This window comes from Rhodococcus wratislaviensis, from assembly GCF_041228765.1.
GTDB lineage: Bacteria > Actinomycetota > Actinomycetes > Mycobacteriales > Mycobacteriaceae > Rhodococcus_F > Rhodococcus_F wratislaviensis.
In genome coordinates this window covers 5,768,638-5,782,973 of record NZ_CP150488.1, presented here as the reverse complement: position 1 = coordinate 5,782,973, position 14,336 = coordinate 5,768,638, and the positions used below count along the sequence as shown (strand labels likewise).

Annotated in this window: 11 protein-coding genes; 8 read left to right on the top strand and 3 right to left on the bottom strand. The window is 67.6% G+C overall.

Going from position 1 to position 14,336, the window contains the following annotated elements:
* The first annotated feature begins 83 nt into the window (after nucleotides 1-83).
* The 3 genes from ptsP (at nucleotide 84) to WKC72_RS26690 (ending at nucleotide 4,407) form a co-directional block, all read left to right on the top strand.
* Nucleotides 84-1,754 carry a phosphoenolpyruvate--protein phosphotransferase gene (ptsP, locus tag WKC72_RS26700; RefSeq protein ID WP_370180341.1) on the top strand — a complete coding sequence of 557 codons (1,671 nt, stop codon included), beginning with the start codon at nucleotides 84-86 and terminating at the stop codon, nucleotides 1,752-1,754.
* A 70-nt stretch (nucleotides 1,755-1,824) separates the two neighbouring features.
* On the top strand, nucleotides 1,825-3,153 hold the full coding sequence (locus WKC72_RS26695) for a uracil-xanthine permease family protein (protein ID WP_112299189.1): 1,329 nt from the start codon (nucleotides 1,825-1,827) through the stop codon (nucleotides 3,151-3,153).
* Between the two features lie 111 nt (nucleotides 3,154-3,264).
* Nucleotides 3,265-4,407 carry an acyl-CoA dehydrogenase family protein gene (locus tag WKC72_RS26690; RefSeq protein WP_112299188.1) on the top strand — a complete coding sequence of 381 codons (1,143 nt, stop codon included), beginning with the start codon at nucleotides 3,265-3,267 and terminating at the stop codon, nucleotides 4,405-4,407.
* Nucleotides 4,408-4,495: 88 nt separating this feature from the next.
* Here the strand turns inward: WKC72_RS26690 and lexA are convergent, their stop codons facing one another.
* Nucleotides 4,496-5,227, bottom strand: coding sequence for a transcriptional repressor LexA (gene lexA / locus WKC72_RS26685; protein ID WP_037232466.1), 732 nt, complete (start codon nucleotides 5,225-5,227; stop codon nucleotides 4,496-4,498).
* A gap of 276 nt (nucleotides 5,228-5,503) precedes the next feature.
* Here lexA and WKC72_RS26680 point away from each other — a divergent pair, with 276 nt between their 5' ends.
* Together WKC72_RS26680 and nrdR are read left to right on the top strand one after the other, a co-directional pair.
* Nucleotides 5,504-6,019 carry a LysM peptidoglycan-binding domain-containing protein gene (locus tag WKC72_RS26680; protein ID WP_370180338.1) on the top strand — a complete coding sequence of 172 codons (516 nt, stop codon included), beginning with the start codon at nucleotides 5,504-5,506 and terminating at the stop codon, nucleotides 6,017-6,019.
* 180 nt (nucleotides 6,020-6,199) lie between these two features.
* Nucleotides 6,200-6,664, top strand: a complete 465-nt coding sequence (nrdR, locus tag WKC72_RS26675; protein WP_015890458.1) for a transcriptional regulator NrdR — start codon at nucleotides 6,200-6,202, stop codon at nucleotides 6,662-6,664.
* Between the two features lie 9 nt (nucleotides 6,665-6,673).
* On the opposite strand, the gene hrpA is transcribed toward nrdR, so the two are convergent.
* The gene (hrpA, locus tag WKC72_RS26670; RefSeq protein ID WP_370180336.1) at nucleotides 6,674-10,561 is read right to left on the bottom strand and encodes an ATP-dependent RNA helicase HrpA; all 3,888 of its coding nucleotides are present in this window, start codon (nucleotides 10,559-10,561) and stop codon (nucleotides 6,674-6,676) included.
* A 69-nt stretch (nucleotides 10,562-10,630) separates the two neighbouring features.
* Between hrpA and WKC72_RS26665 the strand changes: the two genes are divergently transcribed.
* Together WKC72_RS26665 and WKC72_RS26660 are read left to right on the top strand one after the other, a co-directional pair.
* Nucleotides 10,631-11,275, top strand: coding sequence for a Pr6Pr family membrane protein (locus tag WKC72_RS26665; protein ID WP_037232460.1), 645 nt, complete (start codon nucleotides 10,631-10,633; stop codon nucleotides 11,273-11,275).
* Between the two features lie 97 nt (nucleotides 11,276-11,372).
* Nucleotides 11,373-12,452 (top strand): alpha/beta fold hydrolase, encoded by a 1,080-nt coding sequence (locus tag WKC72_RS26660; protein WP_370180333.1) that lies wholly within the window; start codon nucleotides 11,373-11,375, stop codon nucleotides 12,450-12,452.
* Here WKC72_RS26660 and WKC72_RS26655 read toward each other — a convergent pair.
* Complete coding sequence (locus tag WKC72_RS26655; protein WP_037232458.1) at nucleotides 12,414-12,797, bottom strand: VOC family protein; 384 nt, start codon at nucleotides 12,795-12,797, stop codon at nucleotides 12,414-12,416. The genes WKC72_RS26660 and WKC72_RS26655 overlap by 39 nt on opposite strands.
* 156 nt (nucleotides 12,798-12,953) lie before the next feature.
* On the opposite strand from WKC72_RS26655, the gene WKC72_RS26650 reads away from it, so the two are divergent.
* Entirely contained in the window at nucleotides 12,954-14,318 is a 1,365-nt protein-coding gene (locus tag WKC72_RS26650; RefSeq protein WP_037232455.1) for an MFS transporter, read from the top strand.
* Nucleotides 14,319-14,336: the final 18 nt, after the last annotated feature.

Genomic DNA, 14,336 nt, shown 5'->3' with positions numbered 1-14,336 from the left:
AAGAGTTGAGAGTAATCTCCGTCACATAGTCGATTCGCATTTCCGACTGTGCGAAGACAGAACGAGCCGGCCAGGAGGACCCGATGACCGAAGACCGTGAAATCGTGCGAGGTACGCCGGTGGTACCGGGCATTGCCTACGCGCCGGTGATCTGGCCGGCTCCGCGGCCGGAGGTCGCACCCGGATCGGCCCGCATCGACGAGGCGTCGCGCGACGCGGAGAAGGTCCGCTTCGAGGAAGCGGCCGCCGTGGTGTCGCAGCGACTCCGCGACCGAGCGGCGAGCGTCTCCGGCGCCGCGGCAGAGGTGCTGCAGGCGAACGCGGCGATGGCGGCCGACCGCGGCTGGCTCGGTGCCGCGCAGAAGCTGATCGCCGGTGGAACCCCGGCCGAGGAATCGGCGGCGGAGGCCACCGAGCAGTTCGCGACCCTGTTCACCAAGATGGGAGGGTTGATGGCCGAACGCGTGACCGACCTGCGCGACATCCGGGACCGTGTCGTGTCCGAACTCCTCGGCCTGCCCGAACCCGGCATCCCCGTGCCCGCGACACCGTCGATCCTGTGCGCCCAGGACCTCGCACCCGCGGACACCGCCGGTCTCGATCCCGAGCTGATCGTCGGACTCGTGACCGTCCTCGGCGGCCCGACGAGCCACACCGCGATCATCTCGCGCCAGCTGGGAATCCCGTGCGTCGTCGCGGTGCGCGACCTCGAATCCGTCGTCTCGGGCACCCCCGTCCTCCTCGACGGCTCGGCGGGCGAACTCGTGGTGGAACCGGATCCCGTCGAGGCCCGCGCCGCCGTGGAACACGGCCGCGCCGAACGGATCCGCATCCAGTCGTGGGAAGGTCCCGGTCGCACGAGCGACGGACACGCCGTGTCGATTCTGGCGAACGTCCAGGACGGGGCCGGTGCGCGGTCGGCCGCCACGACCGCCGCCGAGGGCGTAGGACTGTTCCGCACCGAGTTGTGCTTCCTGGACCGCGATTCCGAGCCCGGCGTCGACGAGCAGGCCGAGATCTACGGCGAGGTGCTCGACGCGTTCGCCGGCCGGAAAGTGGTGATCCGGACGCTCGACGCGGGATCGGACAAGCCGCTGCGCTTCGCCAACCATGCCGAAGAGGCGAACCCGGCGCTCGGCGTCCGCGGAATCCGGATCGCCGAACAGAACCCGGGCATCCTCAGCAGGCAACTCGACGCCGTCGCCGCCGCGGCGAAGCAGACGCAGTCGCAGCCGTGGGTGATGGCACCGATGATCTCGACTCCCGCCGAGGCAGAATCCTTCGCTGCGGAGGTCCGCGCCCGCGGGCTCGTGCCCGGTGTGATGGTCGAGGTACCGGCCGCCGCGCTTCTGGCCGACCGTCTTCTGCGGCACGTCGACTTCCTGTCCATCGGCACGAACGACCTCGCGCAGTACACGATGGCCGCCGACCGGATGTCCTCCGATCTGGCGTCGCTCACTGACCCCTGGCAACCGGCGGTCCTCGCGCTCGTCGCCCGCACGGCCGAGGCGGGAATCGCGGCAGGCAAGCCCGTCGGCGTCTGCGGCGAGGCGGCCGCCGACCCGCTGCTCGCCTGCGTGCTGATCGGACTCGGGGTCACGTCGCTGTCCTGCGCGGGTGCCGCCGTGTCCGGTGTGGGGGCGAAGGTGGGGTCGGTCTCGCTGGACGACTGCCGTCGTGCCGCCGGGGACGTGCTCGCCACGAGCGATCCCGCGGAGGCGCGGGCCGCGGCGGTCCGGGTGCTGGGGGCGTAGTCCCGGGTTTCGCGGGGGATCCGGTCCCGACGGCGCGAAACTCCCAGATCGTGCCTACTATTGGCGAACTGTGACGAAAAGAGAAACCGACGCCCCTGACGGTCCCGCCGGCGGCTCTGCCGGTCAGTCCGCCCCCACGAGGGCGTTCGGGTGGACGCTGCACGGTGACGGCAGGCGGATCAGTGAGGGTGAGGTGGTCGCTCCCGGCGAGCGCCTCACGTGGCCGCGCACGGTCGGAATCGGGATGCAGCACGTCATTGCGATGTTCGGCGCCACCCTCCTGGTGCCGACCATCACCGGGTTCCCGGTCACGACGACACTGCTGTTCTCGGGTATCGGGACGGCCCTGTTCCTGCTCATCACCCGCGGCCGTATTCCCAGCTATCTCGGGTCGTCGTTCGCGTTCATCGCGCCGCTGACGGCGTCGCAGAGTTCGGGACCCGCCGCGCAACTCGGCGGTGTCGCCGCGGCGGGTCTGTTGCTGCTCGTGGTGGGTATCGCCGTGAAGCTGGCTGGATCGCGGGTCATCGACGCCGTCATGCCGCCCGTCGTCACCGGCGCCGTGGTCGCGCTGATCGGACTCAATCTCGCACCCACCGCGGTGGATTCGTTCGAATCGCAGCCGCTGATCGCCGGGGTGACGCTGCTGGCGATCCTGCTCGTGACTGTGCTCGGTCCGGGATTGCTGGGCCGCCTCGGCATTCTGGTCGGGGTCGCCGTCGGCTGGGTGTTCGCCGCCGTGATCGGTGGGCTCGCCGAGGAGCGGGTGACGGCGCTGCGGGAAGCGGCCTGGTTCGGTGTGCCCGAACTGCGGGGACCGACGTTCGAATGGTCCGTGATCGCGCTGACCCTGCCGGTGGTCATCGTCCTGATCGCCGAGAACGTCGGCCACGTCAAGGCGGTGTCGGCCATGACGGGTCGGTCGCTCGACGACGTCGCCGGCGATGCGCTCGTCGCGGACGGACTGGCCACGACCCTCGCGGGATTCGGTGGTGGGTCCGGAACCACCACGTACGCCGAGAACATCGGAGTCATGGCCGCGACGCGGGTCTACTCCACCGCCGCCTATTGGGTCGCGGCGGCCACCGCCGTGGTCCTCGCGTTCTCACCGAAGTTCGGAGCCCTCGTGTTCACCGTGCCGAACGGTGTCATCGGCGGCGCCACCCTCGTGCTGTACGGGCTGATCGGCGTCCTCGGTGTGCGCATCTGGATGGATGCCGAGGTGGATTTCACCGACCCCGTGAACCTCACCGTGGTCGCCGCAGCGCTCGTCGCCGGCATCGGCGACCTGACGCTGACGATCGGATCGGTGGAACTCGGTGGCATCGCGTGGGGTTCGGTCGGCATCCTCGTCGCCTACCCGGTGATGCGCTCGCTCGCGCGGTTCCGCAAGCCCTGACCCGGTGACCGGATGGGTCACGAATCCCGATCACCTGGGTCATTCACCACGTAGTTCCTCGCCTCTACCGTCGAACGAGACGTACCCAGATAGTTGATACGAGGAGTCGGCGTGGAGCGCACCCTGTTCGAACCGGAGCACCAACTGTTCCGGGAGTCGTACCGCAAGTTTCTCGCACAGCACGCCGAGCCGAACCACGCCAAGTGGGAAGAGCAGAACATCGTCGACCGCAGCCTGTGGGTCGAGGCCGGCAAGCAGGGATTCCTCGGCATGGCCGTGCCGGAGGAATTCGGCGGCGGCGGCGTGCGCGACTTCCGGTACAACGCAATCGTCACCGAGGAGACCACCCGCGGGGGATACAGCGGCATCGGCTTCACTCTGCACAACGACGTCGTCGCGCCCTACCTGCTCGAACTGAGCAACGAGGAGCAGAAACAGCGCTGGCTGCCCGGCTTCGCGTCGGGTGAGCTGATCACGGCCATCGCGATGACCGAACCGGGGACCGGCAGCGACTTGCAGGGCATCAAGACGCGCGCCGTGCGCGACGGCGACGACTGGGTCCTCAACGGTTCCAAGACCTTCATCACCAACGGCATCAACGCCGATCTCGTGATCGTCGTCGCGTGTACCGACCCCGACAAGGGAGCGCAGGGATTCAGCCTCCTGGTCGTCGAACGGGACATGCCGGGCTTCGAGCGCGGCCGCAACCTCGACAAGATCGGGATGAAGGCGCAGGACACGGCGGAACTCAGCTTCACCGACGTACGCGTTCCCGCCGCCAACCTTCTCGGCGAGGAGGGGATGGGCTTCCTCTACCTGATGAAGAACCTTCCCCAGGAGCGGCTGTCGATCGCCGTGGTGGCCGCCGCCGCAATGGAATCGGCGCTGGACATGACGATCCAGTACTGCCGCGACCGGAAGGCCTTCGGCAAGTCGATCGGCAGCTTCCAGAACACACGCTTCGTGCTTGCCGAACTCGCCACCGAGGCAACGGCGGTCCGAGTCCTCGTCGACAAGTTCATCGAACTGCTCAACGACGAGAAGCTGTCGGTGCAGGAAGCGGCGATGGCCAAGTGGTGGACCACCGAGGCGCAGGTGCGGCTCATCGACCGGTGCCTGCAGCTGCACGGCGGCTACGGATACATGAAGGAGTACCCGATCGCCAAGGCGTACATGGATTCTCGTGTCCAGACCATCTACGGCGGAACGACCGAGATCATGAAGGAAATCATCGGTCGCGGCCTCAATCTCTGACGAGGCACGACCTGCGTATCCGGGGTGGATGCGAGGAGGCCCCACGGCAATCGCCGTGGGGCCTCCTCGTGTCTACCAGCGGCAGTGACTAGATCTTGCGCATGACCGTGACGACCTTGCCCAGAATGACTGCGTCGTTGCCGGGGATCGGATCGAACAGGGGATTGTGCGGCATCAGCCACACCTCGCTGTCGGTGCGCTTGAACGTCTTGACGGTGGCTTCGCCGTCGATCATCGCTGCCACGATGTCTCCGTTCTCCGCCACGTTCTGCTGGCGGACCACCACCCAGTCACCATCACAGATCGCGGCATCGATCATCGATTCGCCGACGACCTTCAGCAGGAACAGCGAGCCCTGGCCCACCAGTTCACGGGGGAGCGGGAAGATGTCCTCGACGGCTTCCTCGGCGAGGATCGGGCCACCGGCGGCGATCCGGCCGAGTACCGGGACGAATGTGGGTTCCGGCAGGGGTGCGCCGTCGGCACCGGACTTGACCGCAGCCAATCCGACGGCGGCGCTCGCGTTCGCCGCCGCTCCCGCCGCCACCTCGTCGAGACCGCGCACGTCCACGGCGCGCGGACGATTGGGATCCCGGCGGAGGAAACCCTTCCGCTCCAGCGTGCGCAGCTGATGAGCGACCGAGGACGTCGAGGTGAGCCCCACGGCGTCGCCGATCTCGCGGATGCTCGGCGGATAACCGCGCTCGTTCACGGACGTGCGAATCACCTCGAGGACACGGCGCTGCCGGTCGGTCAACCCGGCGGCGGAGCCACCGCTCACACGTGGAGTCGAACCGTCGGTCGAGCTGTCGTCCTTCATGGCGAGGTGCCTCCGTCTGTATGTGGATCTTCTCGGTATGGGTCGCATGTGACTGCTGTGCCGCGTGACACGAATCTATCCCGCTTTCCTCGGAGTTTCAAACATCTGTTCGACACGTGTCGCGAGAAGTAGAGACTTTGTCGGAGTGCCGTGGTAGAAATCGAACATGTGTTCTTTCGAACGCGTGATCGAACGCCCGGCGGGATCGGACACCGACCGGGTCGGTAGCGGATACGACAACGGATCTGACAACGGACACGAGCAGCGGAGGTACCGATGAGCAACGCAGTTCTCCATCGGCAGGCAGTGCTGAACCAACAGGCAGTGCTGAACCGGCAGGCACTCGAACGGGGTGCCGTCCGTTCCGGGACCGCGCGGTCGTACCGGACCGAGCCTCGCCGCAGGCGCACCGACGGCGAGCTGCGGCGCCCGTCGTCCGGTGCCGTCGCGTACCGGCCCACCCACACCGGTGTCTCCCGCGCCGATCACGTGCGCGGGGCAAACGAGGTCGGCTGGCGGATGGTGCTCGCGAGTGTCGTGATCACTGCGGGTGTGTTGTGCGGGCTCGTCGGGGTGGCTCAGCTGGCCACGACTGACGGTGTGAGCAACTCGGCGGCCACGGAGGTCGTGCAGGTGCAGCAGGGTGAGAGCCTGGCCGCGCTCGCGGCGCGGATCTCCCCGGAATTGCCGGTGGCACAGGTGGTCGAGCGGATCATGGAGCTGAACGCCATGTCCAATTCGGCGCTCCACCCGGGCCAGAGTCTGATCGTCCCGTCGTCCACTACCCGGTGACGGGGATGGCTCTGCATGACTGTCCCATCGCGCGGCCGAGTAGTCTCGGATGCTGTCAGTCCCACCACTTCGTGTGGTCGCGTCGAGATCGTGCATCCGCTGCGTGAATCCGTTTTCGTCGGTTCGCCATCGGGGGAGGCGAACAGTTGCGGCCACGACGGCTACGACGAAGGAATCGCCATGCACTGCCCGTTCTGCCGGCACCCCGATTCACGTGTGGTCGATTCGCGAGAAGCCGACGAAGGACAGGCCATCCGCCGCCGCCGTTCGTGCCCTGAGTGTGGTCGCCGATTCACCACCGTCGAGACCGCCGTGCTGTCGGTGGTCAAGCGCAGTGGTGTCACCGAACCGTTCAGCCGGGAGAAGGTGGTGCGGGGTGTTCGCCGCGCCTGCCAGGGCCGGCAGGTAGACAACGACGCATTGAATCTTCTTGCCCAGCAGGTCGAGGACGCGGTCCGGGCGTCGGGCTCCGCGGAGATCCCGAGCAACGAGGTGGGCCTCGCGATTCTCGGTCCGCTCCGTGATCTCGACGAGGTGGCGTACCTGCGCTTCGCGTCCGTGTACCGGTCGTTCAGCTCTGCCGAGGACTTCGCCCGCGAGATCAAAGAGCTACGCGAACACCGCGAATCCCGCGACGACGCCTGAGCCGACGCCTCAGCGCACCTTCTCCATGGCGCTGAGCACGCGCTTCTCCGAGACCGGGATCGGTGTCCCGAGTGTTTGAGCGAACATGCTGACGCGCAGTTCCTCGATCATCCAGTGGATGGCGTCGACCTCGGGTGAGTGCTGTCGTTCTTCCGGCAGGCCCGCGAGCATGCGTTCGTATCCGGCGTACACCCGGTCGAGGACGTCCATCCCCTTCTGATCGCGCGGTGCGCTCCCCGGAAGGGCTTCGAGACGTGCGGTCGCGGCGGCTATGTAGCGGGGCAGTTCGCGGAGGCGCGTGGCACCGATGTCGGCGACGAAACCGGGGAACAGCAGCGACTGCCGCTGTTCCCGCACGTCGTCGGCGGCCTCACCGGTGGCGCGTTCCAGCACGACGGCCAGCCGATGGTCCGCTTCGAGCACCGGCGACACCAGCCGCAGGAGAACCGCCACGTTCCGGGCCATCTCCGCGCGCGCCGTCGCCACGAGGGTGTCGAAGTCCTGCGGTGTGCGCACCGGCGTGCCGTGTGCGGCGATCAACTGGTTCGCGGCGGCGTTGCGGCAGTCGTCGATGAGGGCGTCGAGGCTGCCGTCGGGGTTCTGCCCCAGTGCCAGTCGCTGTGCGTTGCTCAGACCGGACGTGACCGTCTTCGCCTGGGTGGGAACGGCGGCGAGGAGCAGCCGGCGCGTTCCGGCGCGCATCGCGGATCGTTGCTCCGCCGCGGTGCTGAGCACGCGGACGGCGACACCGTCACCCTCCGGGACCAGGGCGGGGTACCCGGTGACCTTCTGGCCGCCGAGTTCGCGTGTGACGGTGGCTTCGAGCGAACCGAGGGTGGCGGGGGTCCATGTGAGTGCGGGCGGTCGCTCCGAATTCGAGGCCGCCTTCGCCACTTCCACCTGGACGCGGGGAGCGAGCGACTTGCGCAGCGACACGAGGTCCTTGTCCCGGCCGAGGACGGCACCCTTCTCGTCCACGGCAACGAACGTCATGCGCAGATGGTCGGGGAGCGCGGTGACGTCGAAGTCCTTGGGATCGATGCGGCAGGCACCGAGCCGGGACAATTCGCGTGCCATCGCCGTGGTGAGTGGTTCGGAGCGGGGTTTCACGGCTGCCAGCGCGGCGGCCGCGAAGTCCGGTGCCGGAACCACCTGTCGGCGAAGGGTCTTCGGGAGCGTCTTTATCAGCGCGGTGACCAGTTCGACGCGCATGCCGGGGACCAGCCAGTCGAAGCCGACCGGGCGCAGACCTGCCAGCAGGGCGATCGGGATGCGGGCCGTGACGCCGTCGTCCTCGGTGCCGGGCTCGAACTGGTAGGTGAGCGGGAACTGCATGTCACCCTGACGCCAGGCGTCGGGGTATTCGCCGCCGAGCACTGCGGCCGACTCGGCGTTGACGACGGTCGCCTGGGTGAATGTGAGCAGGTCGGGATTCTTCCGGCGGGCAACCTTCCACCAGGAGTCGAAATGCCGGGCGGAGACAGCCTCAGGGCCGACGCGCTGGTCGTAGAAGTCGTAGAGGGTGTCGTCGTCCACGAGGATGTCGCGCCTGCGGGCGCGATGCTCGAGTTCCTCGACATCTTCCAGGAGTGCGCGGTTGGCATGGAAGAACTTGTGCTGCGTCTGCCATTCGCCCTGCACCAGAGCGTGGCGCAGGAACAGGTCCCGGGACGTCTCGGGGTCGATGGTGCTGTAGGTGACCGCACGCCGGGCGACGAGCGGGATGCCGTACAGCGTCACGCGTTCGTACGCCATGGCGGCGCCGCGTTTCGACGACCAGTGCGGCTCGGAGTAGGTGCGTTTCACGAGGTGCGGCGCCAGTTTCTCCGCCCACTCGGGTTCGATTCTGGCCGACATCCGCGCCCACAGCCGGGACGTCTCGACCAGCTCGGCGGCCATGACCCATCGCGGGGGCTTCTTGAACAGGCTCGAGCCGGGGAAGATCGCGAATCGGCTTCCGCGGGCCCCGAGGAAGTCTCGTTTGTCACCCTCGCGCAGTCCGATGTGCGACAGCAGTCCCGCGAGGAGGGACTGGTGGATCGCCGCCTCGCCGGCCGGGGTGCCGGTGGTGTCCCAGCCGAGCCCGCGGGTGATCTGCCGGAGCTGACCGTGCAGGTCCTGCCATTCGCGGATACGCAGCCAGTGCAGGAACTCGTTTCGGCACATCTTCCGGAACTGGTTGGACGACAACTCGTTCCGCTGCTCGCGCAGGTACTTCCACAGTTCGAGGAAGGCGAGGAAGTCGGAGTTCTCCACGGTGAACCGGGCGTGCTTCTCGTCTGCAGCCTGCTGGAATTCGGCGGGACGTTCCCGCACGTCCTGGATCGAGAGGGCGGAGACGATGACCAGCACCTCGGACAGGCAGCCGTTCCGGTGCGCCTCGACGAGCATCCGGGCCATGCGCGGATCGACGGGGATCTGCGCGAGTTCGCGTCCGACCGCGGTGAGGACGGGCTGCTCGTCCTGGGCTTTCCGTTCGATCGCTCCGAGTTCCTCGAGCAGGCCGATGCCGTCGCGGACGGCCCGCGGGTCGGGCGGCTGGACGAACGGGAACGCGGCGATGTCGCCGAGGCCGAGCGCCGTCATCTGCAGGATGACGGACGCGAGGTTGGTGCGCAGGATCTCCGGTTCGGTGAACGCGGGCCTGGCCTCGAAGTCCTCTTCCGAGTAGAGCCGGATGCAGATGCCTTCGGCCACACGGCCGCAACGCCCGGAACGCTGGCGGGCGGACGCCTGTGAGATCGGTTCGATCGGCAGGCGCTGCACCTTGGTGCGCACCGAGTAGCGGGAGATGCGGGCGGTTCCCGGGTCCACGACGTACCGGATGCCGGGCACGGTGAGCGACGTTTCCGCGACGTTCGTCGACAGCACGACCCTCCGCCCGCTGTGGGGCGTGAACACCTTGTGCTGTTCCGCCGCCGACAGCCGGGCGTACAGGGGCACGATCTCGGTGCCGCGCAGTCTGCGGTCGCGGAGCGCGTCGGCGGTGTCGCGGATCTCCCGTTCGCCGGAGAGGAAGACCAGGATGTCGCCGTCGCCCTCGCCGGACAGTTCCTCGACCGCCTCGCACACCGCGTCGACGGGGTCGCGGTCGAAGGTCTGGTCGCCCACTTCCACCGTGAGTGGGCGGTAACGCATCTCGACGGGGAATGTGCGCCCGGACACCTCGACGATCGGCGCGGGCACCCCGTCGGTGGCGAAGTGCTGCGCGAAGCGTTCCGGATCGATCGTGGCCGAGGTGATGATCACTTTCAGATCGGGCCGGCGGGGGAGGAGCTGCCGCAGGTATCCGAGGATGAAGTCGATGTTGAGGCTGCGTTCGTGGGCCTCGTCGATGATCAGCGTGTCGTACCGGCGCAGCATCCGGTCGCGCTGGATCTCGGCGAGCAGGATTCCGTCGGTCATCAGTTTCACCAGCGTGCCGTCCGACACCTGGTCGGTGAATCGCACGGTGTAGCCGACGGTCTCACCGAGTTCGCTGCGGAGTTCCTCGGCGATCCGTTCGGCGACGGTCCGCGCCGCGAGACGGCGGGGCTGGGTGTGTCCGATGAGTCCGCGGACGCCGCGGCCGAGTTCGAGGCAGATCTTCGGGATCTGCGTCGTCTTGCCGGATCCCGTCTCGCCGGCGACGATGACGACCTGGTTCTCGGCGATCGCCTTCGCGATGTCGTCGCGGCGCTGGCTGACCGGCAGCGAGTCGGGGTAGTCGATGACGGGGACGCTGTCGAGTCTTCGTGCGATGCGTCCGCGTGCGGATGCGATCTCGTCGGACAGGGACGCGAGTGCTTCGGGTGTGCGCGCACGGTCGAGTCGCCGGCGGAGCCGGTGTTCGTCGCGCAGAGTGAGTTCGCCGAGGCTGTTCTTCAGTTCCCGCCGGCTGGGTGCTGTGGTGGACATGCTGGACCCCAGCCTAGCCAACCCGGCGGAACACCTGTGCCGCGCCCGCCCGTGTGCGAATATCGGCGGATGGACGCTGCCGTCGTCACGGACCTGCGAGGTCAGAGGATCGTTCGGGTTCTGCGGGCGGTCTTCGCCGTCTACGGCCTGATCGCGTTGCTGTGGATTCCCCTCCGCAACCTCGGTAGCGACGACTTCTCATCGGCCAACTACCTCAGCTATTTCACCATCGAAAGCAACATCCTCGCCGTCGTCGTCCTGCTCGTCGGCGCGCTCCGGGATCCGCAGTCGCGGGGCTGGCAGCTGTTCCGGGGCGCAACGACGCTGTACATGGTGATCACCGGAATCGTGTACGCGGTGCTGCTGGCGAACATCGACGTCATGCTGCAGGACGGCTGGATCAACACGGCTCTGCACCGCCTGCTGCCGCTCGTGCTGCTGCTCGACTGGGTGCTCGCCCCGTCCCGGGTACGGATCTCCGAGGTGCAGAGCCTCAGCTGGCTGGTGTTCCCGGCCGTCTACGGCGCCTATTCCCTGATACGAGGTCCGATCGTCGACTGGTACCCGTATCCGTTCCTGGACCCCCGGCAACAGGGGTACCTTCAGCTCGCCGTCACAGCGGTCGTGTTGTTGCTGGCGATGGCGTTGATGGCCCTCGCCGTGAACGCGGTGGGACGTCTGGGTGCGCGCCGGCGGTTCGGCCAGGACCGGTAGCGGCGAAGCTGCGCGCAGACGATTCGCGCGCCGCGCTATCCTCCAACCGACAGGCGTCCGCGCGATCATCCGTGACTTCGGCAACGGCTGGGAGACTATGTTCGACGAGTTCGCAGGCGAGGCCTTCGACCTGCTCGGCCGCGACCGCGGCAGTGTCGTGGCCGCCGACGACGGTGTGCCGCTCGCGGTGCGCGAGGTGGGTCCGGCGTTCGCCCCCTTGACGGTGGTGTTCGTCCACGGCTTCTGCAACCGGATGACCGGCTGGCACTTCCAGCGGGTTCAGCTCGAGGAGGCGTGGGGCTCGACGATCCGCATGGTGTTCTTCGACCTGCGGGGGCACGGTGACTCCGGGGTGCCGCGGCGCGCCACCTGCACCATTCCGCATCTCGCGCAGGACGTCGACGCCGTGATCCGTGCGCTCGTGCCGGAGGGGCCGATCGTGCTGGTCGGCCATTCGATGGGCGGTATGGCGGTCCTGTCGTACGTCGGACAGCATCCCGATCTGATCGGTTCCCGCGTCGTCGGGGTGGGTCTGATCGCCACCGCTGCGGATAAGCTGGGTGACGTGGGGCTCGCGCGGACCCTCAACACGCCGGTCGTCGCCGGATTCAGCACCGCGGCCCGGCACCTGCCGCGGGTCGTCCAGAGCGGTCGCGGCGCGAGCAAGAGGGTGCTGGCCCCGATCCTGAGGTCTGCGTCGTTCGGTGACCGCAGCATCAGCCCGGCGATCATGTGGCACTCCGAGCAGATGATCAACGACACGTCCCTCAAGACGCTCGTCGACTTCCTGCCGTCGTTCAAGAATCACGACGAGACGGCGGCGGTGCCGTTGCTCGCCCCCATCGAGACGCTGGTGGTGTGCGGCGACCGCGATCTCCTGACCCCGTTCCGGTATTCGAAGTCGATCGCCGGGCATCTGCCGGACGCGGAACTGGTGAAGGTTCCGGGTGCGGGGCACATGGTGCAGTTGGAGCGCGCAGAGCTCGTCTCGGACGCGATCGATCGTCTCCTGACCCGTTCGGTCGAGACTCTTCCCACGCCGAGTGCCTGGAGCGAGTGGGTCCGGGTGGCGACGGATTACGCAGACCACGCACGGCACTGGGTCGCGCACGGCGGGCCCGCCGCCTGGTGGCGAGGGCTACGTGGCCGTCCCGTCGTCGGCCCCACGTTCCGGTAGCACGCAGAATTCGTTGCCCTCGGGGTCTGCGAGGACCACCCAGGGAACGTTCGGGTCGTCGCTCAGCAGGCGTGCGCCGAGCGACAGGAGTCGCCGGACCTCCTCGTCGCGGGATCCGGACGACGGCGCGATGTCGAGGTGCAGGCGGTTCTTCCCGGGCTTCGGGTCGTCGACGGGCTGGAACACCAGTGACGGGGACCCCGGTGCCTTCGATTCGACGTACTCGAGCCCGTACGAGTCCTTCCATCGGCGGGTCGACGGGTAGCCCAGGGCGTCGCACCAGAATCGTGCCAGTGATTCCGCGTCACGGCAGTCGACGGCGATGGCGATGATTCGGCTGGTCATGGGTTGCGGATACCCGCGCGACGGTGGTCGCACACTGTCCCTGGGACGGCTCGGGCGCGCCTCCGTGACGTCCCTGTAAACGGCAAACGCGCGACAACACGTGCCACTCGGGCCACAATGAGTGAACGCGAAACCGGCCCGAGGAGACGGGATCACATGGCATCTGCGAATTCGTCAGCCGAGCAGGAAACCCTCCCACCAGGTGTTCTCCGCCGCGCGATCGCGGCGTCAGCGATGGGTAACGCCACCGAATGGTTCGACTACGGTGTCTACGCGTTCACCGTGTCGTACATCTCGGCCGCGTTCTTCCCCGGCGACACCGGTTCGGCCACCCTGTACGCCCTGCTCGTGTTCGCGGTGTCGTTCGTCGTGCGCCCGCTCGGCGGCCTCGTGTGGGGTCCGCTGGGTGACCGGCTCGGACGCCGCCAGGTTCTGGCCTTGACGATCATCCTGATGGCGGGTGCGACGTTCTGCGTGGGCCTCGTGCCGGGATACGACGTCATCGGTTTCTGGGCGCCCCTGCTGCTGGTGCTGCTGCGCATGATCCAGGGCTTCTCGACCGGCGGCGAATACGGCGGCGCGGCAACGTTCATGGCCGAGTACTCGCCGGACCGCAAGCGCGGGTTCTGCGGAAGTTTCCTCGAGTTCGGCACCCTCGGCGGGTACGCGCTGGGTGCGATCGTGGTCCTGGCGGTGGAGTTGTTCTCCAGCGATCCGTTCATGTCGACCTGGGGCTGGCGTATCCCGTTCCTGATCGCCGGACCGATGGGTCTGATCGGCCTCTACCTGCGGACCAAGCTCGAGGAGACACCCGTGTTCCGGGAACTGGACGCGGAGGGCGAGGTGGAGTCGACACCGACCCACGAGTTCAAGGATCTGGTGACCGAGTACTGGAAGCCGTTGCTGCTGCTCGGTGGCCTCGTCATCGCGTTGAACGTCACCAATTACACCCTGCTCAGTTACATGCCGACCTATCTGGAGACGCAGATCGGCCTGACGTCCACCGCGTCGCTGTCCCTGTTCATCGTCGGGCAGCTCGTGATGATGGCGGTCATTCCGTTCGCCGGCGGGTTGTCGGACCGGGTGGGCCGAAAACCGTTGTGGTACGGCTCGCTCGTGGGATTGATCGTGCTCGCCGTCCCGATGTATCTGCTGATGCGTCAGGGGTTCGGATGGGCGATCCTCGCGTTCGCGGTGCTCGGGTTGCTGTACGTCCTGCAGCTGTCCACGATTTCGGCGACGTTCCCGGCGATGTTCCCGACACACGTGCGGTTCGCGGGTTTCGCCATCGCCTACAACGTGTCGACGTCGCTGTTCGGTGGTACGGCCCCCGCGGTCAACGAACTGCTCATCGAATGGACCGGCAACACACTGATGCCGGCGTTCTACATGATGGCCGCGTGCGGGATCGGCCTCGTCGCGCTGTACTTCGTGGCCGAGACGGCGGGCGCGTCCATCCGCGGTCGCGGGATTCCGGGAATCGACACGGAGCCGCACCCCACCGCCCTGGCGGAGAAGTGACGCGTGTGGGTGGGACCC

Coding starts and splice junctions, on each gene's coding strand:
- WKC72_RS26650 (WP_037232455.1), top strand. CDS start 12,954: ATGGCATCTGCGAATTCGTCAGCCGAGCAGGAAACCCTCCCACCAGGT.
- WKC72_RS26660 (WP_370180333.1), top strand. CDS start 11,373: ATGTTCGACGAGTTCGCAGGCGAGGCCTTCGACCTGCTCGGCCGCGAC.
- lexA (WP_037232466.1), bottom strand. CDS start 5,227: ATGAAGGACGACAGCTCGACCGACGGTTCGACTCCACGTGTGAGCGGT.
- hrpA (WP_370180336.1), bottom strand. CDS start 10,561: ATGTCCACCACAGCACCCAGCCGGCGGGAACTGAAGAACAGCCTCGGC.
- ptsP (WP_370180341.1), top strand. CDS start 84: ATGACCGAAGACCGTGAAATCGTGCGAGGTACGCCGGTGGTACCGGGC.
- WKC72_RS26655 (WP_037232458.1), bottom strand. CDS start 12,797: ATGACCAGCCGAATCATCGCCATCGCCGTCGACTGCCGTGACGCGGAA.
- nrdR (WP_015890458.1), top strand. CDS start 6,200: ATGCACTGCCCGTTCTGCCGGCACCCCGATTCACGTGTGGTCGATTCG.
- WKC72_RS26665 (WP_037232460.1), top strand. CDS start 10,631: ATGGACGCTGCCGTCGTCACGGACCTGCGAGGTCAGAGGATCGTTCGG.
- WKC72_RS26680 (WP_370180338.1), top strand. CDS start 5,504: ATGAGCAACGCAGTTCTCCATCGGCAGGCAGTGCTGAACCAACAGGCA.